This is a genomic window from Virgibacillus halotolerans, from assembly GCF_016908515.1.
Lineage (GTDB): Bacteria > Bacillota > Bacilli > Bacillales > Amphibacillaceae > Virgibacillus_M > Virgibacillus_M halotolerans.
The window spans coordinates 120,572-143,701 of record NZ_JAFBEA010000010.1 but is presented as its reverse complement, the minus strand read 5'-3'; the positions used below and the strand labels follow the sequence as shown (position 1 = coordinate 143,701).

The 23,130-nt window shown below is 40.1% G+C and carries 21 protein-coding genes; 5 read left to right on the top strand and 16 right to left on the bottom strand.

The features are described from left to right. Nucleotides 1–137: 137 nt before the first annotated feature. Entirely contained in the window at nucleotides 138–2,192 is a 2,055-nt protein-coding gene (locus JOC34_RS18570; RefSeq protein ID WP_205138281.1) for an efflux RND transporter permease subunit, read from the top strand. A 4-nt stretch (nucleotides 2,193–2,196) separates the two neighbouring features. Further along, nucleotides 2,197–4,020: a YhgE/Pip domain-containing protein gene (locus JOC34_RS18565; RefSeq protein ID WP_205138280.1), complete on the top strand. Its 1,824-nt coding sequence runs from the start codon at nucleotides 2,197–2,199 to the stop codon at nucleotides 4,018–4,020. 108 nt (nucleotides 4,021–4,128) lie between these two features. Here the strand turns inward: JOC34_RS18565 and norA are convergent, their stop codons facing one another. From norA to hprK, 7 genes are all read right to left on the bottom strand, one after another. Continuing rightward, entirely contained in the window at nucleotides 4,129–5,304 is a 1,176-nt protein-coding gene (gene norA / locus JOC34_RS18560; protein ID WP_205138279.1) for a multidrug efflux MFS transporter NorA, read from the bottom strand. A gap of 400 nt (nucleotides 5,305–5,704) precedes the next feature. Beyond that, the gene (dnaB, locus tag JOC34_RS18555) at nucleotides 5,705–6,967 is read right to left on the bottom strand and encodes a replicative DNA helicase (protein WP_205138278.1); all 1,263 of its coding nucleotides are present in this window, start codon (nucleotides 6,965–6,967) and stop codon (nucleotides 5,705–5,707) included. Continuing rightward, nucleotides 6,948–7,286: a replicative helicase loader/inhibitor gene (locus JOC34_RS18550; RefSeq protein ID WP_205138277.1), complete on the bottom strand. Its 339-nt coding sequence runs from the start codon at nucleotides 7,284–7,286 to the stop codon at nucleotides 6,948–6,950. Before JOC34_RS18550 ends, dnaB begins: the two co-directional genes overlap by 20 nt. A 1-nt stretch (nucleotide 7,287) precedes the next feature. Next, a complete protein-coding gene (locus tag JOC34_RS18545) occupies nucleotides 7,288–8,112 on the bottom strand; it encodes a DnaD domain-containing protein (RefSeq protein WP_205138276.1) in 825 nt (274 codons plus the stop codon). Nucleotides 8,113–8,179: 67 nt separating this feature from the next. Beyond that, nucleotides 8,180–8,365, bottom strand: a complete 186-nt coding sequence (locus JOC34_RS18540; RefSeq protein ID WP_205138275.1) for a helix-turn-helix domain-containing protein — start codon at nucleotides 8,363–8,365, stop codon at nucleotides 8,180–8,182. 487 nt (nucleotides 8,366–8,852) lie between these two features. Continuing rightward, entirely contained in the window at nucleotides 8,853–9,332 is a 480-nt protein-coding gene (gene rlmH / locus JOC34_RS18535; RefSeq protein ID WP_205138274.1) for a 23S rRNA (pseudouridine(1915)-N(3))-methyltransferase RlmH, read from the bottom strand. Between the two features lie 47 nt (nucleotides 9,333–9,379). Beyond that, on the bottom strand, nucleotides 9,380–10,336 hold the full coding sequence (hprK, locus tag JOC34_RS18530; RefSeq protein WP_205138273.1) for an HPr(Ser) kinase/phosphatase: 957 nt from the start codon (nucleotides 10,334–10,336) through the stop codon (nucleotides 9,380–9,382). Between the two features lie 213 nt (nucleotides 10,337–10,549). On the opposite strand from hprK, the gene JOC34_RS18525 reads away from it, so the two are divergent. Then, entirely contained in the window at nucleotides 10,550–10,717 is a 168-nt protein-coding gene (locus JOC34_RS18525; protein ID WP_239544577.1) for an aspartyl-phosphate phosphatase Spo0E family protein, read from the top strand. Between the two features lie 74 nt (nucleotides 10,718–10,791). On the opposite strand, the gene cls is transcribed toward JOC34_RS18525, so the two are convergent. Then, nucleotides 10,792–12,249 (bottom strand): cardiolipin synthase, encoded by a 1,458-nt coding sequence (cls, locus tag JOC34_RS18520; RefSeq protein ID WP_205138296.1) that lies wholly within the window; start codon nucleotides 12,247–12,249, stop codon nucleotides 10,792–10,794. 97 nt (nucleotides 12,250–12,346) lie between these two features. Next, nucleotides 12,347–13,879, bottom strand: coding sequence for a D-alanyl-D-alanine carboxypeptidase/D-alanyl-D-alanine endopeptidase (gene dacB, locus JOC34_RS18515; RefSeq protein ID WP_205138295.1), 1,533 nt, complete (start codon nucleotides 13,877–13,879; stop codon nucleotides 12,347–12,349). A gap of 186 nt (nucleotides 13,880–14,065) precedes the next feature. Here dacB and JOC34_RS18510 point away from each other — a divergent pair, with 186 nt between their 5' ends. Next, the gene (locus tag JOC34_RS18510; RefSeq protein WP_205138272.1) at nucleotides 14,066–14,611 is read left to right on the top strand and encodes a GNAT family N-acetyltransferase; all 546 of its coding nucleotides are present in this window, start codon (nucleotides 14,066–14,068) and stop codon (nucleotides 14,609–14,611) included. Nucleotides 14,612–14,730: 119 nt separating this feature from the next. On the opposite strand, the gene JOC34_RS18505 is transcribed toward JOC34_RS18510, so the two are convergent. The 4 genes from JOC34_RS18505 to JOC34_RS18490 all read right to left on the bottom strand — a co-directional run bounded on the left by JOC34_RS18505 (nucleotide 14,731) and on the right by JOC34_RS18490 (nucleotide 19,250). Continuing rightward, nucleotides 14,731–15,102 carry a MerR family transcriptional regulator gene (locus JOC34_RS18505; RefSeq protein WP_205138271.1) on the bottom strand — a complete coding sequence of 124 codons (372 nt, stop codon included), beginning with the start codon at nucleotides 15,100–15,102 and terminating at the stop codon, nucleotides 14,731–14,733. 551 nt (nucleotides 15,103–15,653) lie between these two features. After that, entirely contained in the window at nucleotides 15,654–15,953 is a 300-nt protein-coding gene (locus JOC34_RS18500) for a 4a-hydroxytetrahydrobiopterin dehydratase (protein ID WP_205138270.1), read from the bottom strand. A 1,144-nt stretch (nucleotides 15,954–17,097) separates the two neighbouring features. Beyond that, nucleotides 17,098–17,367: a TIGR04104 family putative zinc finger protein gene (locus tag JOC34_RS18495; protein WP_205138269.1), complete on the bottom strand. Its 270-nt coding sequence runs from the start codon at nucleotides 17,365–17,367 to the stop codon at nucleotides 17,098–17,100. A 167-nt stretch (nucleotides 17,368–17,534) separates the two neighbouring features. Then, complete coding sequence (locus JOC34_RS18490; protein WP_205138268.1) at nucleotides 17,535–19,250, bottom strand: ABC transporter transmembrane domain-containing protein; 1,716 nt, start codon at nucleotides 19,248–19,250, stop codon at nucleotides 17,535–17,537. Between the two features lie 174 nt (nucleotides 19,251–19,424). Between JOC34_RS18490 and JOC34_RS18485 the strand changes: the two genes are divergently transcribed. Further along, the gene (locus JOC34_RS18485; protein ID WP_205138267.1) at nucleotides 19,425–19,790 is read left to right on the top strand and encodes a DoxX family protein; all 366 of its coding nucleotides are present in this window, start codon (nucleotides 19,425–19,427) and stop codon (nucleotides 19,788–19,790) included. A 249-nt stretch (nucleotides 19,791–20,039) separates the two neighbouring features. Here JOC34_RS18485 and JOC34_RS18480 read toward each other — a convergent pair whose 3' ends face one another. The 3 genes from JOC34_RS18480 to JOC34_RS18470 form a co-directional block, all read right to left on the bottom strand. Further along, nucleotides 20,040–21,260, bottom strand: coding sequence for a S1C family serine protease (locus JOC34_RS18480; protein ID WP_205138266.1), 1,221 nt, complete (start codon nucleotides 21,258–21,260; stop codon nucleotides 20,040–20,042). A gap of 146 nt (nucleotides 21,261–21,406) precedes the next feature. Beyond that, nucleotides 21,407–22,192 (bottom strand): MBL fold metallo-hydrolase, encoded by a 786-nt coding sequence (locus tag JOC34_RS18475; RefSeq protein ID WP_205138265.1) that lies wholly within the window; start codon nucleotides 22,190–22,192, stop codon nucleotides 21,407–21,409. Next, complete coding sequence (locus JOC34_RS18470; RefSeq protein WP_205138264.1) at nucleotides 22,189–23,130, bottom strand: two-component system regulatory protein YycI; 942 nt, start codon at nucleotides 23,128–23,130, stop codon at nucleotides 22,189–22,191. The genes JOC34_RS18475 and JOC34_RS18470 overlap by 4 nt, the downstream gene beginning before the upstream one ends.

The following is a 23,130-nucleotide window of genomic DNA, read 5'->3' as shown; positions in this document are numbered from 1 at the left end:
ATTCAACACATTATCGTTCAGTGTTGGTTTTAACACTTTTACCTTTAAATTGTTTGTTGTAAGTCCAACACAGTGTTGTGTATAATAATAATATCGCGTTTAAATGGATGAAGCAAGGAAGGATGAATAGAGACAGCATGACAGATCTTATTTTAAAATATAAAAAATCAATTGTCATCACCTTTAGCGTGCTGGCAATTATTAGTGTAATAGTACAGTTTGGCGTCAAGACCAATTATGATATGGTCGATTATCTGTCAGATGATGCGCCATCCATAAAATCTACAGATGTGATGGATGAAGCGTTTGACGATGACGTGGCCAATACACGGGTCATGATAAAAGACGTCAGCATTCAGGAAGCATTAGCGTACAAGAAAAAATTGGAAGACATTGATGGTATATCTGGTGTGATGTGGCTCGATGATGTGATGGAGATTACTACACCGATCGAAATGGAAAACACAGATACCGTTGAATCGTACTATAAAGACAGCAATGCACTGTTTTCTTTTGAAATTGAAAAAGGAAAAGAAGTGGAAACAACGGATGCGGTCTATGATTTGATCGGTAAGGATAACGCGATGTCAGGAGATGCGTTGGATACGGCAATCTCGCAACAATCGACAGGCGATGAAACGATGAATGCAGCGTTGATCCTTGTACCTGTTGTGATTTTGATTCTGCTGCTATCCACAACGTCATGGCTAGAGCCGGCATTTTTCCTAATTACCATTGGTATATCCGTACTGATTAACATGGGGACGAACATCTTTCTTGGTGAAGTATCCTTTGTTACAGCGGCAGTAGCACCAATCCTGCAGCTCGCTGTATCGCTGGACTACGCCATATTCCTACTTCATAGTTTCAATGATTTCCGGGAGACAGAGGATACGCCAGCGGAAGCAATGAAACTGGCTATAAAGCGTTCATTCCCGGCTATTGCAGCAAGTGCATCAACGACAGTCTTTGGATTTACGGCATTGATGTTTATGCAGTTTGGGCTTGGTGCAGATCTAGGTCTGAACCTATTAAAAGGAATCTTGCTCAGCTTTATCAGTGTAATGATCTTCCTTCCAGCGCTCACATTGCTAATGTATAAAGGCATTGATAAAACAAAACATCGACCTTTCTTGCCAAGCAAATATAATATTGGAAAATATATTGTGAAGCTTCGTATACCTGTCTTATTGATCATCGCTATACTTGTCGTTCCAGCCTTTTTGGCGCAAGGTCAGACGAATTTCCTCTATGGTAATGGGGGGAACCCGGATAATACGCGGGCAGGTCAGGATGAGCAGGCAATTGAAGCTACGTTTGATAAATATACCCCGATGGTTCTGTTAGTACCAAAGGGAGATCTAGCACGAGAAGATCAACTTGTGAAAGATCTAGATAACCTTGATGAAGTGAAAAGTACGATTTCCTATGTGAATGTTATCGGGGCAGGCATTCCGCCAGAGTATCTCGATGAATCCCAAACCGAATCCTTCTTTTCGGAACATTACAGCCGGATCACGTTAAATACGACCACAGATGCAGAAGGGGACGAAGCATTTGCCCTTGTCGAAACGGTTAAAGGTATTGCCGCTGATTATTATGGCGATGATTACCATGCGCTTGGAGAAAGCATGACCATGTATGATATGAGAGACATTGTGGAAGCGGACAATACGCTAGTCAACGCACTGACAGTGATTTCCATTGCGATTGTGCTGCTTGTTACATTCCGGTCGATTTCCTTCCCAGTTATTCTCCTGCTGACGATTGAGACGTCCGTATGGATAAACTTGGCCATTCCGTACTTAACCGATACACCACTTGTTTATGTCGGATATCTGATCATCAGTACGGTGCAACTGGCGGCGACGGTCGATTATGGAATCTTGTTTACCGAAAACTACACACGGCTTCGTAAAGAAATGAGCGCACTGGATGCCGTCAAGAAGACGATTAATGAGAAAATATTCTCTATCGGGGTGTCTGCGTCTATTTTGTCTAGTGTCGGTTTTATTTTATCAGTGACGTCATCAGACCCGATCGTCGGATCCATTGGGCTCTTGCTCGGACGTGGTGCATTGTTGGCATTTCTGTTAGTGGTGTTCTTCTTGCCGGCATTACTACTTGCGCTTGACAAAGTTATTGAAAAAACAACTTGGAAACCGAACTTTTTCAAAGGGAAAGAGGAGTGATATCATGCGATTGAAACAAATAGCAGCTGTGATGATGGGAACCGTTTTAGTATTTGGCTCCCTTCCTTTCTCCGCGTTAGCGAAAGACAAGGAGAATGAGGACGCTGAAAAAGGCAAATATGCCATGAAGGACGAAGCAATTTACGGTAAGCTAGAGGCAAATGGTGCCTTGCAGAATATGTATGTAGTGAACACATTCCGTGACACGAAGCCTGGCACCATCACGGACCATGGCGATTATACAAATGTTCGTAACTTAAGTAATTTAACGGATATCAAACAGACAGACGATGGTAAGGTTCGTTTTCAGGCAGAAAAGGAAGATAAGGATTTTTATTATCAAGGAAACATCGACAACCAACCATTACCATGGGATATTGATATCACCTATATGCTAGATGGAAAAGAAATCGACCCGCATGAATTAGCCGGCAAAAAGGGGTCACTGGAATTACAGATCAAGACCTCTGGCAATGACGCTGTCGATCCTGCGTTTTTCGAAAATTATATGATGCAAATTTCACTGACGCTTGATCCAGTGCATTTTGATAAGATCCAAGCTCCGGATGCAAACAAAGCGAAGTCTGGTAAAGATACCGCATTAACCTTTACCGTTATGCCGGGCAAGGAAGAAACATTCATTGTATCTGCCGATGTGAAAGATTTGGAAATGGATCCAATCGAGATATCAGCAACACCCGCTTCCATGTCGATTGATGACCCAGACTTGGGCGATATGAAAGGCGACATGAGTTCACTAGCAGACGCGATTAAAGAGATTAATGGTGGTGTCAACGATTTGAAAGGTGGCATTTCAGATCTAAATAATGGCGCTGCGGAACTACGCAACGGATCCAGTAGCTACCTAGATGGGATCAACCAATTGGATCAGTCTTCCGGCGAACTCATCAGTGGATCTTCGGAAATTAATGATGTTTTACAACAAGTAAGTGACGCATTACAAGGCGCTCCAGATGAAATGCCCGACGCAGGTGACCTGAAGCAATTACCTGAAGGCATCCGTGCATTAGCAGATGGTTTGGCGGAAACTGCTGATGGCCTTGATGAACTGCGTGATAACTACGATATAGCCTATAGTAATTTGCGTGAGGCGATAAGTGGGATCCCTAATAGTGACATCACAGAAGACCAAATCGAGGAACTTTTAAAAAGTGACGTCGATCAGGATGTTGTCAACCAATTGATCGATTCCTATGAATCCGCTCAGAAAGTGAAAGGTACGTACCAGGAAGTGAAAGAAGCATTTGACACCACGACAGGAACATTGGAAGACGTTTCTAGTTCGGTAAGAGAAATGGCAGATGGAGCGAATGCTACTGCGGCTGAAATTGAGAGTGGATTGGATTCTATAGACGGATTAGATGAACTAGGAGATCTGCAAACAGGTATATCAGAGCTTTCATCTCAGTACCAAACTTTCCATCAAGGTTTAGTAGCATATACGGACGGTGTTAGCGATTTGGCATCGAACTATCAAGCTATCGATAAAGGTATCGGTGGACTTGCAGATGGTACGGCTTCTCTGAAGGATGGCGCCGGAGATCTTCAAGACGGCACGGAAGAACTGGAAGGAGAAACCAGTGATTTGCCAGGGGAGATGCAGTCCGAGATAGATAAAATGATGGAAGAATATGATGGATCTGATTTCGATCCAATATCGTTTGTATCCGAAAAAAATAAAAATGTCGATGTCGTTCAATTTGTTTTGCAAACCGAATCAATTGAAGTAGAAGAACCAGAAGAAAAAGAAGAAGTGAAGGAAGAAGAGAAAGGTCTTTGGGAACGTTTCTTGGATTTGTTCCGGTAAAAGACGGAAATATTAAGAGATGTGATATAAGCTGACAATAATTGAAGCTGGATCAGGGGCGATTTGAAATTACTAAAAAAGCCAGAGGGACAGTCCCTCTGGCTTTATTTAATCTCTTATAATGCTTGGGTCTGCTTCAGGGTCCTTCCACACAAAGGTTATCCCAATGCCGATTGCTAGTGTTATTGCTGCAAAGTAAAAAGGATAATTCAGGTCCACATCAAACAGCAGTCCCCCAATGACCGGTCCGAGCACGTTACCAATACTGGTAAACATCGAGTTCATACCCGCGGCAAATCCTTGTTCTTTCCCTGCAATTCTGGACAGATAGTTGGTAACGGCCGGCCGCATTAAATCAAAGCCGATAAAAATGGTAATCGTAACAAGCAAAATGGCGTAATAATCATGTACAATCGTCATGAAGAAAACCATAACAGTTGAAAATATTAAGCTATATCGAATCAGTCGGACCTCACCAATCCATTTAAGTAGATGATCAAACAACACAACTTGAAAAATGGCACCGAGCACGCCACCACCAGTAATCATAATTGCAATATCCTTTGGTGTAAAACCAAAATTACGATCCGCAAACAACGAGAACAGCGATTCAAAAGACGACAAACCAAATGATGTAATAAAGATAATGATAAAAGAGATGAGATAAACAGGTATGAGAATCCTTTTCCATCCTGTAGGTGTACCTGCTATTTGCTCTTCCTGGTGTCGCTCAGGTTCACCTAGTAGAAAAACAGACATGACAAATGCCACCAGCGCGAAACCAGCTGCAAAAAAGAAAGGTACTCTCGTTCCAAAGTTCGCTAAGAATCCACCTATTCCCGGCCCTATAATAAATCCTGTTGAGATAGCTGCCGACATATATCCAAGTGCTTTTGGCCGATATTCAATGGATGTAATATCAGCAATATATGCGGTTACAGCAGGCATGATAAAGGCCGCACTGATCCCCCCAAGCATGCGCGATAAAAACAGCACAACGACGCCTTGGCCAATACCGAATAGAAATTCAGAAAAAGCAAAGATCACTAACCCAATCAAAATCATCCTTTTGCGTCCATAGCGATCCACCCATTTTCCTGAAATCGGTGAAGCAAGCAGCTGCAAAAAGGCAAAAGCTGCGACTAAGTAACCAACCATCGATCCAGACAAATGTAATTCGTTCATAATGGTTGGTACGACAGGGATGACAAGACTAATCCCCAGAAATATTAAAAATAGATTTATGAGTACGATAATAAGAGGTATCGTTTGTTTTTTATCCATATGTTGTTGCTCCTTTATAGACGTATAAGCATATTTAAAGCCCCCCGAGCGAAAGAGTCAATCTTTTTATTTGTTCAGCAAGGAAATAGTAATATTCTAAAGGTTTTGTTATATAAAAAGTGTACCAGAACTGCTGTATAAGCATGCACGCCCATGTAAAACTTCTCACTTTTTATAGCGTTTCCTGGACGGCACTTTTACATTCGGCAAATAGCATAACGTTGTGGATCATCTACAATATAGTTACCTTAAAACTTACAAACGCTGAAGGTACGCTTTAATCTTCGCTGCCATCAGTTATCCTCTTTCAAGTTTTTATCCTGTTTATACCGGTATAAACAGGATATTAGACTAGGCTGATTCTAGTTTATTATCCTATTTAGTGGATTTTTAAACGCCCTCACAAATTCCCAAACCGTCCATATGCCTTATTAAATATCAACTCCACCGTACCTGTTGGACCGTTCCGTTGCTTAGACAGAATAACTTCCATCCTATTTTTCCTCTCAGAATCCCTATCATAGTAATCATCCCGGTACAGAAATGAAATGACGTCTGCATCCTGTTCTATATTTCCTGACTCTCTGAGGTCTGACATGAGTGGACGCTTATCTGGACGTGACTCCACGCCCCTTGATAACTGGGACAGTAATACAATTGGAATGTTCAACTCGACTGCAAGTAGCTTTAACTCACGTGTTATCTCACCTATTTCCAGGTCACGACGTTCATGCTTGCCTGTTGGGGTCATCAATTGTAAATAATCAATGATCGCTACATGTTTGGCTTCAGGATTGTCATGAACCTTTTTTCGAATCGCAGAACGGATATCAATCACCGTTCGCATTTGGTCATAAATCGCTAGTTTCCAGTTAGAAATAGTCCCGACCGCATTGATGGCCCGTTCATAATCTACTCCTGAAAAAGCCATGTTCCGCCATTTTTGACTGTTAATCATCCCTACAGACGAGATCATTCGTTGCAGGAGTAGCTTGGTTCCCATTTCCAAACTAAAGACCAATGACGTCCCACCATTTGCTGCATGACCAGCTGCTAGATTCAGTGCGAACGCAGTTTTGCCAACGGAAGGCCTTGCAGCAACAATAATCAACTCTCCCCGTTGTAATCCACCCGTCATATCATCTAAGTCTTGAAAAGATGTACCAAACCCAGATTGCTCCTCTGTCGGAAAACACATATCATCGGTGATTTCAAGCAAATAATCATAGGTTGTCTTATCCTGCTTGTCCACCCCTACTTGACGGAAATTCTGTAATTTTGTAATGAGTGCGTCTAATGCTTGATCCGTGGGGTCTTCAGCAAACTGTAAGGCACATGTTTTTGACATCTTTGCCCGATACGCATCAAAGATTAAGCGTTCATGATGCTTCATCGCTGCCGTACTTGCTACAGATTCCACCATTTCTAGTAAGTAAGTGGTTCCACCTACTTGCGTAATCGCGTCCCCCAGTTTGGTCGTCACTGTTACCATGTCGATAAAATCATTTTGATCAGACACCTCCTTCATGGCCCGGAATATCCGTCGATGATTTGCATAGTAAAAATGTGCTTCCTGTACCAGTAGTTCTTTGAAAAGTATCCCATCCTTCAGCACAGATCCAAGTACCGATGCTTCCGCTTCATTATTGGCAATGGCTGTCATTTGCTTTGTCCTTTACTAGTTTGACCATTTGTTGATGGAAAACCTGCTTGATTTCGTCAGGTACCTTGGATGCTTCAACACGCCATCTTTTTATTTTCTCCAAGTGGTCATTGTTTTCGACCGGATAGGCAGCAATTTCCGCAATCGTAGGTGGATAGGGACAGGTAGCCAAATGAGAAGATAGCTTTTCCATTACCAGCTTATAATCCATCGGTTTCAACTGTGGAATAAGCATTTGTGCTTTCTTCTTTGATATCTCATACTTCGGGTAAATATCTCTAATCGCTTCCAGCACTTGAATCGCTTCACTTTTATCCATTTCATACCTCCTCCCGTAGTTCATCGAATAGGGATTGTTTACTTTCTTTCGCCGGTTTTCGGAATGGAACTGTGTTATTTTTTCGAGCGTTCTTTCGTTTTTCATAGGCTTGTACCGATTCAAGGGTTGCTAAATTGGCTTCACGCCATTCCTCTAAAATCTTTTCCAGGTAGCTAAACGTTCGCCCGCCATATTTAGTAGTCTGCTTCATGGCCTCTAACACAATTGGCTCACCAACTAAATCGCCCCATTGCTTCAGTTCATCCTTCACAATTGGACCTGGCTTCCCGATGTTTTGTTCGTAAATAGTGAACAAAGGTTGCGCACGTTTGTCCTCTTTTCTTCTCTCTTGTTTTTCTTTATGTTTCTGTTTAAGTACGGGCTGAAACTCGCCTATGGATTCGCCCCGGAACGCGTCTGGTAATGAGCCTACAGATTCGCCTTGTGATTGGTATAAAGATTGGTATGTGGATTCGCCTTGATACTGGTCATTCAATTGGTATGCTGATTCGTCTTGCGATTGGTATAACGTGGACTCATCTGTACGCGTTAGTGAAATCATTTCATAGACAGATGCTTGTCCTCTTTTGCCTTTTTCAAAATCAATTAATCCTTGTTCTTTCAACTTGTTCCTTGCATCCAGTAAGCCTTGTTTGGTTAAACCCGATAATTGCCTGACAATCGCGTTCGGCGCATTAAACCTTTTCTTCCATCTTGCTGTATTGTTGATGCTCATCAACGTGTACCATAAAGAAACAGCATTAGCCGGCAGCTCATTCGATAATAGCCACTCTCTAAATCCATTCAATTCTTTAATATAATTCATGTCTATCTTCCCTTTCCCTAAGCCTATATGTAAGGCATTCTTTTTAACGTACAAATAAACCTGCAGCTTAGCTGTGCAGGTTTGTATACTCTTGGTCTTGTATCCATAGATCAATGGATTCTTTCGTGAACAAAATGCGATTTTGTACTTTCAAGTGTGGAAGTTGCTTCTGTTTTACCATGATATAAATTGTATCTGTGTGAACCCCAAGATAATTCGCGACTTCCTTAACGGTTATTGTTTGTCGTTCCAATGCTAACCCTCCTTTTTGTAATCTTTATTTTTACTGTTACTACAGCAAATCGAAAAAGATTGGTGAAGATGAAGGTGTAACATTACTGATAGAAACAGAAAATAACACCTTCTATCTTAATAATCGTACGAAGGTGGGTTTAGGAGGCATGAATTGGAAAATTTATTTTGGGAAATGATATTTGGTGGTTTTGGGTGGTGCGAGTAGGTGGTATTTATGGAGTGAAGAGGGTAAATGATATTAACAGAGGGGGTAGGCGATTAGTGGGATGGGGTTGCTGAAGAAGTTGTTAAGGATGGTCTTCTAGGGGATAGCTTTCTGGTATAGGGATGGAATAAAAGGCACCGCAAGTTCAATCATTTGCGGTGCTGTATATCTGGATCCACATGCTTTTGTATAAAGTTATCGGTCAGTAAGACTATTTCAAAAGATGAGATCTAACGGCCTACGACTAACTGAATTTTTCCATATTTTATTGAAATACATTTTACTTATGATAAGGCTCCCCCCTAATAATCCGAAACGCCCGATACACCTGCTCCAACAAAACCAACCGCATTACCTGATGTGGAAAAGTCATCTTAGAAAATGACAAGGCCAAATCACTCCGCTTCTCCACTGCTTCACTTAACCCCAGTGATCCACCAATCACAAAAGCAATCTTACTTTTCCCATAGGTAGCTAGTTCGTCCATCTTTGCTGCGAGCTGTTCCGAACTTAGCATCTTGCCGTTGATTTCAAGGGTAATGACGAACGTATCTGGATGGATACTCCCTAGAATACGTTCGCCTTCTTTTTGTTTCACTTCCAGCATCTGGGCTTCACTCATGTTTTCCGGTGCCTTTTCATCCGCTAATTCGATGATATCAACCTTGGCATAGGCAGTCAGCCGTTTCAAATATTCCTGGATGCCCTGTTTGAGGTATTTTTCCTTTAATTTCCCGACTGCAATAATGGATATTTTCATATGATTTTTTCCGTCCTTTTTCTTAAGTAATCCGTAAAACGATTCCATCAATCTTCAGGGCCTTGAACATCTTTCGGGTCAAATACATTGGAATTCGCTTCTATTCGTTCTACAAACTCATCCATTGCACTGTATCCCTGTTGTTGGAGATACCAGTTATTTGCCGCCGCTTCAATTAATCCAGCCACATCCCGTCCTGGCTGTAGTTGGATCTCAATATGTGGGACGGATACACCCATATATTTCCTGAATTTGGGTTCAATCTCCAATTCATTATTCAAAGAGTCGTCGTCCCACTTTGTCAGTTTGATATCCAGCGCAATACGAGTCTCTTCCTGGAATGCCTTTCTTCCATATAGCCGAACGACATTTAACAATCCAATACTGCGAAGCGCAAGAAATTCCTTATTCGTCTCATTGTGTGTTCCAAGCAAGGTTCGGTGACTGAGCTTTTTGAGTACAACGATATCATCCGCAACCAAGCGATGTCCGCGCCGAATTAGCGTATGTGCTGTTTCACTTTTTCCAACTCCTGAATTTCCGCGCAATATGATTCCTATTCCAGAAACATTAATGCAAACGCCGTGCACCGCTATTTCATCCGCTAATATTTTTATCATATAAGCATCAAGCTTTGCAATAAATTCTGAGGTAGCCTCCGTCGTGTATAATAATGGGATTGCTTCCTCGGTACAATATTGCTTTAAATAGTCCAGTCCAGTCTGTCCATGCGTAACAATGAAGCAGGGTGGATGATATTTGACGATATTTCCTATTCGTTGTTTACGTTCATCCTCATTTAGTTTGTGCAGAAAAGTGATTTCCTTCCTACCAAGTACCTGCACACGATTCATCGGAAAGAAGTCAAAGTAACCGACAAATTCCAAACCGGGTCGGTGCGCCTTTGATTGCGTGATCGTTCGCTGCAATTGGCTATTCCCTGCTAATATTTTTAATGAAAACTTGTGAACCAAACTTTCAATCGTAATTGCCTTTTCCTGCATTCCACACCCCATCCTTCCACATCGGCTTCTTTTTAGAAAAAATTTTCTTCGAACAAAACGTTCCATATATGATGCGCTCTATTTGTATATTATTTTATCTTACCATAACAAAGAACAATTTCCTTCAGGCAGTGCATGATTTTACAGTTTATGACATGTTTTAACCTATCTAAAACGGGCTATTAATAGCTATGAAAGAGTGGTGGAAGTTACTTGAGTCTGAAGGAAACATTAGAAACGCAAATCGAACAACTTAGATTAGAAATGTATAACGCAAGCACATTAGAAAATAATTATGATGCTGTCGTACATATATCCCAGGAATTAGACAAGTTACTAAATGAACTGGAATATATCGTCAAACAGGTAAACAAAACTTAAAAACACTTTCTATGTAAGAAAGTGTTTTTAGCCATAGAAAATCGGTCTAATCCCGTGTTTGCCCATCGAAACATTTATAAAATTGGGGATAGCAGACGGGAAATGGCTTCCTTAAATTTAATAAAAGTGGATCGATTTTGATATCGTTCTGTTGTTAAAAGAGAACTTTGCTCCGTATCCTGAAGAAACATGTCCTGCAGTTGACCCGCTACTTTTTCATCATAAACAATCGCGTTAACTTCGAAATTCAAACTAAAGCTTCGCTCATCGATGTTCGTTGTACCTACCGATGCAACTTCTTCATCCACTACAATCGTTTTTGCATGCAGAAATCCATTTTCATAAATCAATATCTTTGCGCCATATTCCAGAAGCTTTCCTGCATAGGAAAGTGTAGCCCAATATACAAAGGGGTGATCTGGTTTATTCGGTATCATGATGCGGACGTCAACCCCACCTAACAATGCTATTCTACAAGCATCCAAGAAACTCGCATCCGGAATAAAGTAGGGAGTTTGTATATAAACACTTTTCTTTGCGTTCATAATTAACTTGAGATACATCATTTTAATATGTTCGGTATACGAATTGGGACCGGAAGCGACAATCTGAACAGGAGAGGTACCTTGGTTTTTTTCTGTTCGAAATAAAAACTCATTCAAATGTGTCTCTTTCTGCCTCGTGGCTTCCTTCCAATCCAGGATAAACCTGCCCTGTATTTGATCTACAGCTTCGCCAATCATCCGGAAATGCGTGTCACGCCAATAGCCAAACTTTTTAACCATACCTAAGTACTCTTTTCCGATATTGAATCCACCAATATAACCGATGTTTCCATCAATGACACATAATTTACGGTGATTTCTATTATTAAGCCGGGGATTAATAAACTTCACAATCGATGGAAAGAAAACCTCTACTTCGCCACCGTGCGCAATCAAATTTTTAAAGAAGGATTTGGTTATTTTCCTTGAACCTATTTCATCATAAAGTACACGTACCTTTACACCTTCTTTTGCCTTTTTCGTCAGCTCATCACGCAGTTTTTTTCCTAGTAAATCCCGTTGAATGGTGTAGTATTGAATATTTATTTCCTTTTTTGCATCCCTTATATCTTGAAATAAGGCATCGAACTTTTCTTCCCCATCATTAAAGATAGTAATATCATTATCCGTTGTGACCAACGAAGTGGATGATTTCAAATTCATTAGAAGCATGTGTCCATATTTTTGAACCAGACGACTTTCATCTAACCCTTCTGCCTGTTTTATTTGCCTTATTTGTTCATCTGCTGCGCCTTCTAAATAATCACTTTCTTCAACTGTAAGTTTATAGAAGTTCTTTTGCTTTAACTGCCTTCCAAAGAACAAATAAACTAAAAAGCCGACAACAGGAATAAAAAACAAGATCATTAGCCATGCCCACGTTGTCCCAATATCTCTTCTCTCGATAAAAACAACTAAAATTGCTAATAAAATATTGATAATGGTAACGATTGAAACAATCAACGTAATAATACTGCTAAATCCCAAAGACATCACAACCTTCATCGAGAATCTGTTTATGTTATCGTACCACATTTTACCTAAACAGACCCACTAAGGTTTGCAGTTTGCGTCATTCACTGATTTATTCCGTAAAATCATGCTTGGCAAGCACTGTTGCGATTTTATCCTCTATACTTGTTACGGAAGATCCGAGGTAATTATTGATCATGATCGAGAAGATTAATTTTTCTCCATCCTTCGATGTCACATAACCGGAAAGGCTGGACACACCTGTTAAAGATCCTGTCTTGGCTTTCACATTCCCTTTCGTCTCTTTATCTTTCATCCGATCGCGTAATGTACCCCCGATTAAACGGTCATCTACACCAGCTACAGGCAGCGATTTTTCAAATGTGTTAAACCAGCTCTTTTCCTGAATGGCATAGAGCATGTGGGTTAATTCTTCTGTCGGAATCACTGTTTTATGTGACATACCGGATCCATCACGAAGCAGGATCGTGTCTGTGTTAACATCAAGTCCATCCAATGTATTGTTGATTACCTTCAGTCCATCATCCCAAGTACCTTTATCATTTACGACCTTACCCATTTCCTTTGTTAATGTTTCCCCGTGGCCGTTGTTGCTTAACTTCATAAATGGAATAAGCAGATCTTTTAAAGGCATCGATTTTTTTGCAGTAATCAGTGTTGCATCTTTTGCTGTTTTACCGGTCTTTACCTTGGCATCTCCAATTAGCTGGACACCATTTTCCTCCAAGGATTTTTTAAACACATCCAGCGCATATTCTGTCGGCTCCCAAACAGCTACCCAAGACTTCGAACTTGCCCCTTTATGTGGCATTTTTCCTTCAATAACAATATTATTTGTTCCGTGTTCCCGTTCAATGGAAATATCCTTCTTTTCATTTTCAGGGACCATCTCGGTTTTATTTATAATGTCAACATAATCTGTTTCTGGTGTCAGTTTCACTTTGGCTTTTTCTGCCTTTTTCCCTTGCTTATTGTTTGGCATGACTTCCACAATAACGGTTCCTGAATCATAATCATCATCAGGCGAAAGGGTTAGTGCAGAAACTTGTGCACCAGTATAAAATGGTTCATCATTCCAATTCAAGTCCATGGATAACCTAATATCATCATACCAACGATCATCACCGATCAGATTCCCTTTAACTTTTGAAATACCCTGATCCTTTAAACCTAATGCTAACTGATCAAGATCTTCTTTCATTAATGTTGGATCTCCTTTACCTTTTAAATACAGATCCCCTTGCAGTACCTTTCCCTTCACTTTACCATCTGTTAAAACTTCCGTAGTGAATTGATAATCTTCCCCAAGTGTTTCCAATGCTGCAGCACTGGTCAATAGCTTCATATTAGAGGCAGGATGCAGTCGCGTATCACCCATCTGGGAGAATACTGCTTCACCCGTATCTGCCTTTCTAACACTTACACCAGTTACCGTACCATCCAACCGCTCATCACCTAGGATAACATTCAACTTTTCATGTAATGTTGCGGATGCTTCTAAATCCGCTTCTGTTAATTCATCGGATGCAGTTACAAATAATGCTTTTTCCTGATCAGCAAATGGCATAAACGCAATGGTTAAGATCAGAAAGAATAAAAATATCGCTTTCACATTATTTTTCATCACGATAGACACATCCTTTTATGATTAAGTACGTTTATTATACCTTATAACATGGTACAAAACCTTGATTTGTCGAACAAATCCATCTATTTACCTATGGAAAAATACAGACTTCGACAAAAACCGGGTCGTGTCTGCCGCTTGCTATTGTGATATGCTATATCCTACAAAGGACGGTGGAAGCACATGTTCACACGAGAAATTGATGAAAACATTGTATTAAAGCTATTGGATTTACAAGATGCGGAAGCGCTCTTTCAGTTAACCGACGATTCCAGAGAACATTTACGCGAATGGCTTGGCTGGGTTGACAAAACAACAATCGTTGATGATTCCCATGCATATATTGAACATATACTGCATGATTATCGTGAAGGTAAAGGACTTACAGCAGGGGTGTTTTATCAAGATAAGCTCGTTGGAATTGCCGGGTTCAACCACTGCGACTGGACCAATAAAGTGGGCTACATTGGGTATTGGTTAGGCGAAGGATTTCAAGGTAAAGGGATTATGACCCAAGCTACACAATCTTTGGTTGACTATGCGTTCTATCAGTTAAAACTAAACCGTGTCGACATCCGTGCCGCCTATGAAAACAAAAAAAGCCGCTCCATCCCAGAGAGATTAGGCTTTACCCGTGAAGGACAGCTACGTCAAGCAGAATGGCTGTATGATCATTATGTGGATCATGTTGTATATGGCATGTTGGCAACAGAGTGGATGAAGCATTAGATTAGAAAAGAGACAATACTTTATATCATTAGCTATATAAACAGAAAAATGTGTTTGACATTCAAAAAAATGATTATATACAGTTCTTTAGAAGGGACCGGGTCGATCTGGTCCTCTTTCTATTTCTTACCTTTTTGATTCACTTCCATTAGCACATTCAGCATCCCCGTAATCTGCTCTTTTTTGTGCCTGATTGTCTTTTCTTCTAGCATAAGATGTTGCTGTTTCTCCACGATTGTTTGAATCACTTCTTCTAGCAATTCGGTTGAGCCACAACCATTGTTCTGTTTCACTTCAAAAATTACCTGTATTTCTTTTAAAGACATATCCAATGCTTGCATCTCTTTAATCGCATGAAAATCGTTGATCTCTTTTTCTCCGTATATTCTGTGTGTGTTATCCCATGCCGGTTTTAACAGGCCGACTTTTTCGTAATGCCTTACTGTATCCTTCGTTGTTTGTACCTTATTGATAAATTTTCCAATTTTCATAGCTTATTTATCCCCCTTAAAATATAAGTCTTTACATGGGGTCGACCCCACTTTGTATCCTTGTAAAAGGAAGTCACATTTCCAATCCATACAAAGGATGTGAAGTAGATGGTTCATAGCAGTTTAATCATTTTATTTTCTATTATTAGTATAGCAGGTGCTGTTATATATTTCCGCAAAAACTCTCCTGTTAGTCCGACAGCGCGCAGTTCTCTTATCTTCTTCATAGGCTGTCACATGCTCTTTTTCACCGTAGGGGTAGCACAGATCTTTACTTATGTTCCCTTAGTGTTATTCATTGCATCTATTCTTCTTATGTTAGTTTCTCGGGTTTGCAATGGTTTGGTGCTATACGGGAAAAGCAACTAGACACACTACTTGGTAACAGGATCGATTATGACGGTTATATTTGTGCTCTATTTACACAATATATAAAGTAAAAAGACGTTGTACTGATTATAAAAGCTTATTCCTTAGCAATATTAATAACCCCCTCATTAACTGTGAGGGGGTTATTATTTCCCGGGAAATATCGACAAAATTCGTTATGCTTATTTCTCGGCTAATTCATAGAGTTCATCAAAGTGATTTGCCATTTCAAAATCCAAAGCGGTAATTCCCTTTTCTTGCCATGACGATATTTTTAATGTCACCACTTTATAATCAATGGAAATAAATGGATGATGATGTTTGTCCTTCTCCGCATATACTGCAACCTGATTTACAAAATTAATTCCAGCCAGGAAGTTTTTAAAGCGGTACTTCCGCGCCATCCACTTTTCGTCCAGTCGTTCCCAATCTGGCAAAGCTTGCAGTTCTTCTTCAATTTTTTCTTCACTTAAACGCACCATCGATCAAACCTTTCTTATTATAGACGTTATGAACAAACAACTAGCAAATGTTTTCCCTTTTAACTGAATGTTAAAACATCATTTTTCAGAATACTAAAACTATACACACGCTATCCACAGGTTTTTGTGGATAAGTATATGGAGAACCACTGTTTATTATTCACTCACTTTCGCATCAATAAAATACGTTCAAATAGTTAGATGAGTTAAACCTAGAATGTTTCTAATAATTCCCCTGACAACCTTATAAAATAAAAGGGTATTTTTTACACAAAAAGAGATAAGCTCGATATAAATTCTATCTATGTTAGATCTGTAATGCTGATAATGAAACCAGTTTCATAGGCGACCGCAACCCCGTATACACTTCGCGCATCCTAAGGCGGCTGTTGAGCCTCCTTGTGCTTACGCACGAGGCCACTGAAAAAATTAAATATAGCACTATAATATCAGGATCTACCATCGCATCTTCGAATATACTGCGCTTTCCGCGGGCGAGTGTCGAGTCTCCTCGGACTACCGTCCTGCGGGGTCTCGTCGATCTCTTACTTCCCGCAGGAGTCTCCGTATATTCGAGATGCTAGATTAAGGTGAAAAGCAATTTTTTTAAAATCTACCATTTTTTCAGTGGCCACCTTACGCACTGCGGGGTCTCACCGATGCCTTTTCGACGAACACGATATTCTAGTGTCGGCGTTGGTCACAGGACGTGACCGTTATTAGCCGACCTCCCGCAGGAGTCTTCGTGTATACGGGGTGCTAAGTATAGCGTTTGCCAATAAAAGTGTGCTTTAGCTGGACGAAATGACACAGCGCCTTCCCGTAAATAGCATTAACCAGTCCGGGTGAGAGAAGGGCGGTGACTCCAGCGGGAACAATGGTTTTCGGTGGGACGAGTAATCGCAGTCCCAGCACGTGTCCGAAGACCCCCGAGAGTGGTTATGAAGGTCGACTAAAACCGCCCTTTGCGGGCAACGTCGACATACCCCTTGCCGGGGCACCCGCGGAAAGCATCCGCCCGGAGCGATCCCGGACGGTGGAATAACACACCCCTTGGCAAATAAACATGCTCTTATGTCGCAGTTTATATAAATGCGATAATAAAAAACGATAAAATTAACGAATAAGCTCTGCGAAAGTTGAATTATTCATATTTCAGCACAAGTGGCTGAATAACTAAAAAACTGATGATAACCCAAATTAAAGTCACAACAATTTTACCAAGATCACGTTCAATGCCCATTAATATCAAAACAAAAGGAATGATAAAAATCAATGAAAAGATAATCTTCGATAATAATGTAGCTTGCAGCTCTGCCTTACATGCCGGACACTTCATAATAGCTGTTTGATTCAACAATGTTTTGTAACTAAATGCGTAATTACAATGACAACATTTTTTGTTAAAAGCCATATCATTACCTCTCTCGCATAATTATTAAAACAAGCATCTATCATTATTATTCGGCTTTTTTTGAATTATGCTTGAAGCAGGCGACTTCCTTAAATACCTTACTATTCTCCATCAATAAATAGAGGATTTCCTGCCTTACAAGACAGGAAATCCTCTTTAAGATCCGTTTATTGCATTTGTATCTTATGCAAATGTGCAAAAACACCGTCACGTTTTAACAGTTCTTCATGGCTACCTTCTTCTTCAATACCCTCTTTTGTGACAACCATGATGCGATCGGCATTTTTAATGGTTGCCAAGCGATGTGCAATGATGAGCGTCGTACGGTCTTTCGCCAGTTCCGTTAAAGCTTTCTGGATGATGGTTTCGGTTTCCGTATCAAGTGCTGATGTTGCCTCATCCAATATGAGGATCGGTGGATTCTTTAAAAACATGCGCGCAATAGCGATACGCTGTTTCTGTCCACCGGAGAGCTTCAGACCACGTTCGCCGACCTGTGTTTCATAGCCATCTGGTAATTCTTTAATAAACGCCTCCATATGTGCTTGCTGTGCCGCATGCTCAATTTCCGCATCTGTCGCATCCAGTTTACCGTAAGCAATATTTTCACGAAGGGTCCCCGTAAATAAAAACACATCCTGTTGCACAATACCTATTTGCTGTCTAAGAGATTTCTTTGTCATATCCCTTAAATCTATACCATCGATGGTAATACTGCCATTATCCACGTCATAAAAACGAGGAATAAGCGAACAGATTGTTGTTTTTCCTGCACCGGACGGGCCGACAAAAGCAATCGTTTCTCCAGCATGAATGTCAAAATTCATTGATTGTAGCACAGACTTTTGTGTTTTTTCATAGCCAAATGTAACATTATCAAAAGCAATATCACCTTTTAGCATTTGCACTGCTTTCGCATTCTCACGGTCTTGTACATCTGGCTTCATGTCCAGTAATTCAGTAAACCGTTTGAATCCTGCCATCCCTTTTGGATAGAGCTCCAATAAAGCACTAATTTTTTCAATTGGTTTCATTAACACGTTCACAAACAAAACAAACAAAATAAGATCTCCACTGGAGAGTTCCTTCTCAAGCATTAACCAGGCGCCAAAAATGAGTACCAGCAATGTAACTAAACGCATCATCATATAAATATTCGAACTAACAAATGCCATTACTCTATATGCACCAACTTTTGCGGTTCGAAAGCTGTTGTTGTTCTTGATAAAACGTTCCATTTCAAAGTCTTCATTTGTAAAAGATTGCACCACACGTGCACCGGAAACAGCATCCTCCACACGTGCGTTTACGTCAGCAATATGCCGATACATCATCCCCCATGCCTTGTTCATTTTAATATTACTATAGGCAATCAGGAAGATTAAGATCGGCACAGCAATTAAGATAATTAAAGAGAGCTTTACATTGACCATAAACATAATGAAAAAGGCACCAATAAACGTCATGATCGCAATAAAAAAGTCTTCAGGACCATGGTGTGCCAGTTCTCCAATATCAAATAAGTCATTGGTAATTCGACTCATGATATGTCCTGTTTTTGTATTATCAAAAAAGCGGAAAGACTGGCGCTGTACATGATGAAATAAGTCTTCACGCATATCCGTTTCAATGTTAACCCCGAGCTTATGACCCCAATATGTAACAACATATTGTAAAAGCGTACTCACTATATAAACTAATAAAAGCAACACACTAACCGTCACGATCAGATTCCAATCCCCGCGTGGTAAGAGCGTATCAATAAAGCGTTGTACAGCAACCGGAAACGCTAATTCAAGCAACGCTACAATTACTGCGGAGGTAAAATCAATAATAAATAAACGACGGTGTGGCTTATAATAAGAAAAAAATCGTCGAATCACAGGTTTGCACTTCCTTTATACTATTCTATGTCTAAAAGAAATTATAAGGTTATTTGGCATGCTTAGCAACAAGAAGGTACTGAGAAACCTGAGAACTAAATAAAAGCTTGTCAAGATTGTCTACATTGGCGCATACATATTTAAAAAGGATTCATTTGGAGGTGTGTTCCCGAAATGTATCAAACAAAATGGATTTGTTATCTTATTGGCTACGTATTTGTTACTTCAGGTATTCTAAAATTAGTAGATAGCGACTTTCAAACCGTATTTGCAAGCCTTGGACTACCTTTCCCTCAGGTAACCTTATTCCTTGTTGCAATTACTGAAGTTGCGTGTGGGATGCTAGTTATTGCGAGAATGTATATCAAGCACGCAACCATACCACTGATCATTGTGATGATCGGTGCTCTATGCTTAACAAAGTGGCCCGTACTTTCTGAGCAAGGGTTACTAACATTTGCGTTCGAAGCGCGGCTTGATATTGTGATGCTAGTATTATTAATTCTAATTGGACAACATTGGCAAAGCGCGAAAAGGTGAAATATGTAATTTGATCCTCTGTTTTCGTCAACTGATAAACATTTATGTACGCAAAAGCATACTTATCCCCAAAGTTATCCACATATGCACAAATGTTCCTAGCTATTTTGTGCCTACCCTTTTTTATATACTATATATTGAATCTGTCTACAAAGTTATCCACGGTATGTGAATAACTTTGATGGATTGTGGATTACTTTCCATGAAAAAAGCTATCCTTCAACATGTGGATAGCCTTTTTTCTACTTATTATTGAGTTCCCAGTGTTAATTTGGCCTCATTTTGCTTGCCATCACGATAATACTTAATGGTTACTTCATCGCCTATTTTCTTTTCCTGGTATAAAACTTTCCGTAAATCAATCATATTCATCACTGGATTACCATCTATCTCCGTGATCACATCGAGCCGTTTTAACCCTGCTTTATCGGCCGGCGATATCGGTTCAACAGACCAAACGTAAACCCCACCCTCTACATTTTTGGGAAGATGAAGCGTATTTTTCCATTCAGCTTGAGGTACTTCGTCTAAAGAGTAAATTTCAACGCCTAAATAAGGACGAGTTACTTCACCTGTTGCTTCCAATTCTTCAATAATAGGGATCGCAGAATCAATAGGAATGGCAAAACCAATGCCTTCTACAGCTGCTTGATTAATTTTCATTGAATTAATGCCAATAAGCTGACCATTAATATTAATGAGTGCACCACCACTATTACCGGGGTTGATCGCTGCATCGGTTTGAATAACCTCCGCTTGCCAATCCGCGCGTCCATCCTGGTTAAAATCCTGGGGAATCGTTCGCTGTGTTCCACTGATAACGCCTTGTGTAACAGAGCTTGAGAACATCATTCCTAGTGGATTCCCGATCGCAATTGCTGGCTCTCCAACCTTGATACTGTCAGAAGACCCAAGCTCCATCACCTGCTTTACATCAGATCCATCCATTCGCAAGACTGCTAAATCAGAGAACAAATCACTGCCGATCAATTCCGCATCGAGGTGGGTATCATTTGATAAAACAACCTCTAATGATGTGGCACCTTCTACAACATGATGATTGGTAACAACATAGGCTGTCCCATCCTCTTTCTTGTAAATGACACCTGATCCGGTTCCTGCTTCACTATCCCCATTTTCCTGCTGCCAGAAATCCCCACTCTTTTGAATATTAATCACGCCAACAACTGCTGGCGTAACCTTTTCAACAACGTCTGTAATTTGTGTAGAGACATCGACATTGATGGTTTGATTCAAATCTGAGCCATGTGGATTCCCATGTTTCACATCCAGATTATTTCCTTGCTGTGTAGCCTCATTTCCCGGCATGATATCTGATTTTATTAAAGCGGGCATGGCGACAACAACTAATAAAATACCGATGACAATGCCAAGTAAAACTGGAACTAACCAGGGTTTATTCTTTTTACGATGTGGATTTGGCGGATAATGTTGATCATAATATCCCATTTATCTAACCCCTTATCCCATATATATTGTTTTCATATAGTATTCCTTCCAACGTAAAAATTAAACAGGATCAGTTACCGATTTTTCAATAAATCAGTATAAACGCTGCTAGCACCTGTTTTCATCCTGCAGGTGGTCGGAGCGTTTTATATTACTTCATATAGTGGTGTGGGATTGGTTGGATCGGTATCCATTAAATCAATTGTAATTCCTCTTTCTTGTAGCACACTTTCCACAGACATGCGGGCAAGATCTTTCATATTATTATCTAGACTTAAATGCGCTAAATAAATCCGCTTCGTACGATTACTAATAATGTCAGCCAGTGCCAAACCACTATCTTCGTTGGATACGTGTCCGGAATCTCCTAATATTCGACGCTTTACATTCCAAGGGTATCGTCCCATTCGCAGCATGTCCACATCATGGTTTGCTTCAAATATATATGCATCAGCATCTTCTACTGTCTTTTTAATTCGTTCTGATACATAGCCAAGGTCTGTGACAATCGCCACTTTCTTACCATCATGACGAAACGTATAAAACATCGGCTCTGCGGCATCATGGGATACACCAAACGATTCGATGTCCATATCTTGAAATGTCTTCACTTCTTCCATACCAAAATGGAACTTCTGATCTAATGATAGCTTACCAATCGATTTTTCCATTGCCATCCATGTCTTTTCATTCGCATAAATTGGCAAGTTATATTTGCGGGCAATAATTCCTAGCCCTTTAATATGATCTGAATGCTCATGGGTCACCAGTATACCTGTCAGCTTAGATGGATCCACATGAACCTCATTGAATAATCGATCCATTTGCTTACCACTTAAACCTGCATCCACTAATATTCTTTCCTTCTCTGACTCTATATAAAAAGCATTTCCTGTACTGCCGGATGCTAACACACTAAAACGTAACGTCATTTTTCTTCACTCCGATTACTATCTTCATCTGTCATTTGCTTTAGATGTGACAAGATGGTTTCTTTCATCTTACTATCACCATCCAACACTCGAACTTTACGGGTATTGTCTTCTATCGCCGTTTCTAAGAACTCAATATCTTCACTATCCAACACAAGGCCTTCAATCGCATTTACAAAATAGACCCGCACGTGGTCATCTTTTTCTTCTTTAACAGATACTTTCCATGTGGGCGCAAAAACTTGTAAACCTTCAGATAGAATCCGGGTATAATACCCAATTTCAACACCGGTTACTTCATCACCTGGATATAAATGGTTTCTTTTATATAGCGTTTCAACTGCCTGCTTTGGTTTATTCAACGTTTTCTTTTCACCCTGGGGTTCCGGATCATCAAGCATCGTTTGTGTATAAAAAACAGCTTCATTTTTATCATTTAAATACACAAGTAATAAACCGTGCTGGTTAAAGTAAACCGGAAAACCTTTTTGTTCCTGGAAAAAGATCAGCACATTCATTTCTTTATTCGATCCCCAATATGCAAAGTCGTCTGGGAAAAGCGTGTGGTCCTTCATAAAACGATCCAAATCATCTTTCTTCAATTGGGAAGGCAGGGATACTGGGTCATCAAACTTCGAAATAATAAAGTTATTACTGATCACCTTTGCATCCTGATCTTTTAATTTGGCTAACGCTTTCTGTTCTGTTGTTGTAAAGTCTTTTTGTGATGCCTTTATATAAGATGCTTCTTTTACATCTGTTTCAATATCTTTAACCTTAATTCTTTCGGATTCCAGTCGATCTTCAAACGGGATTTCCTCATTATCCAATTCACCGATATCTGCTTCCTTCTGTTTGCTGATAAATTGGATGGATAGAAATATATTAAGTACGAGGAAACAGAGGATAAATAAGGTCTTAATTTGACTCCATTGCAT

Excerpts from the sequence above, each read along its gene's own strand:
- JOC34_RS18570 (WP_205138281.1), top strand. The coding sequence starts at position 138 with ATGACAGATCTTATTTTAAAATATAAAAAATCAATTGTCATCACCTTT.
- JOC34_RS18565 (WP_205138280.1), top strand. The coding sequence starts at position 2,197 with ATGCGATTGAAACAAATAGCAGCTGTGATGATGGGAACCGTTTTAGTA.
- norA (WP_205138279.1), bottom strand. The coding sequence starts at position 5,304 with ATGGATAAAAAACAAACGATACCTCTTATTATCGTACTCATAAATCTA.
- dnaB (WP_205138278.1), bottom strand. The coding sequence starts at position 6,967 with ATGACAGCCATTGCCAATAATGAAGCGGAAGCATCGGTACTTGGATCT.
- JOC34_RS18550 (WP_205138277.1), bottom strand. The coding sequence starts at position 7,286 with ATGGATAAAAGTGAAGCGATTCAAGTGCTGGAAGCGATTAGAGATATT.
- JOC34_RS18545 (WP_205138276.1), bottom strand. The coding sequence starts at position 8,112 with ATGAATTATATTAAAGAATTGAATGGATTTAGAGAGTGGCTATTATCG.
- rlmH (WP_205138274.1), bottom strand. The coding sequence starts at position 9,332 with ATGAAAATATCCATTATTGCAGTCGGGAAATTAAAGGAAAAATACCTC.
- hprK (WP_205138273.1), bottom strand. The coding sequence starts at position 10,336 with ATGCAGGAAAAGGCAATTACGATTGAAAGTTTGGTTCACAAGTTTTCA.
- dacB (WP_205138295.1), bottom strand. The coding sequence starts at position 13,879 with ATGAAAAATAATGTGAAAGCGATATTTTTATTCTTTCTGATCTTAACC.
- JOC34_RS18510 (WP_205138272.1), top strand. The coding sequence starts at position 14,066 with ATGTTCACACGAGAAATTGATGAAAACATTGTATTAAAGCTATTGGAT.
- JOC34_RS18505 (WP_205138271.1), bottom strand. The coding sequence starts at position 15,102 with ATGAAAATTGGAAAATTTATCAATAAGGTACAAACAACGAAGGATACA.
- JOC34_RS18500 (WP_205138270.1), bottom strand. The coding sequence starts at position 15,953 with ATGGTGCGTTTAAGTGAAGAAAAAATTGAAGAAGAACTGCAAGCTTTG.
- JOC34_RS18495 (WP_205138269.1), bottom strand. The coding sequence starts at position 17,367 with ATGGCTTTTAACAAAAAATGTTGTCATTGTAATTACGCATTTAGTTAC.
- JOC34_RS18485 (WP_205138267.1), top strand. The coding sequence starts at position 19,425 with ATGTATCAAACAAAATGGATTTGTTATCTTATTGGCTACGTATTTGTT.
- JOC34_RS18480 (WP_205138266.1), bottom strand. The coding sequence starts at position 21,260 with ATGGGATATTATGATCAACATTATCCGCCAAATCCACATCGTAAAAAG.
- JOC34_RS18475 (WP_205138265.1), bottom strand. The coding sequence starts at position 22,192 with ATGACGTTACGTTTTAGTGTGTTAGCATCCGGCAGTACAGGAAATGCT.
- JOC34_RS18470 (WP_205138264.1), bottom strand. The coding sequence starts at position 23,130 with ATGCAATGGAGTCAAATTAAGACCTTATTTATCCTCTGTTTCCTCGTA.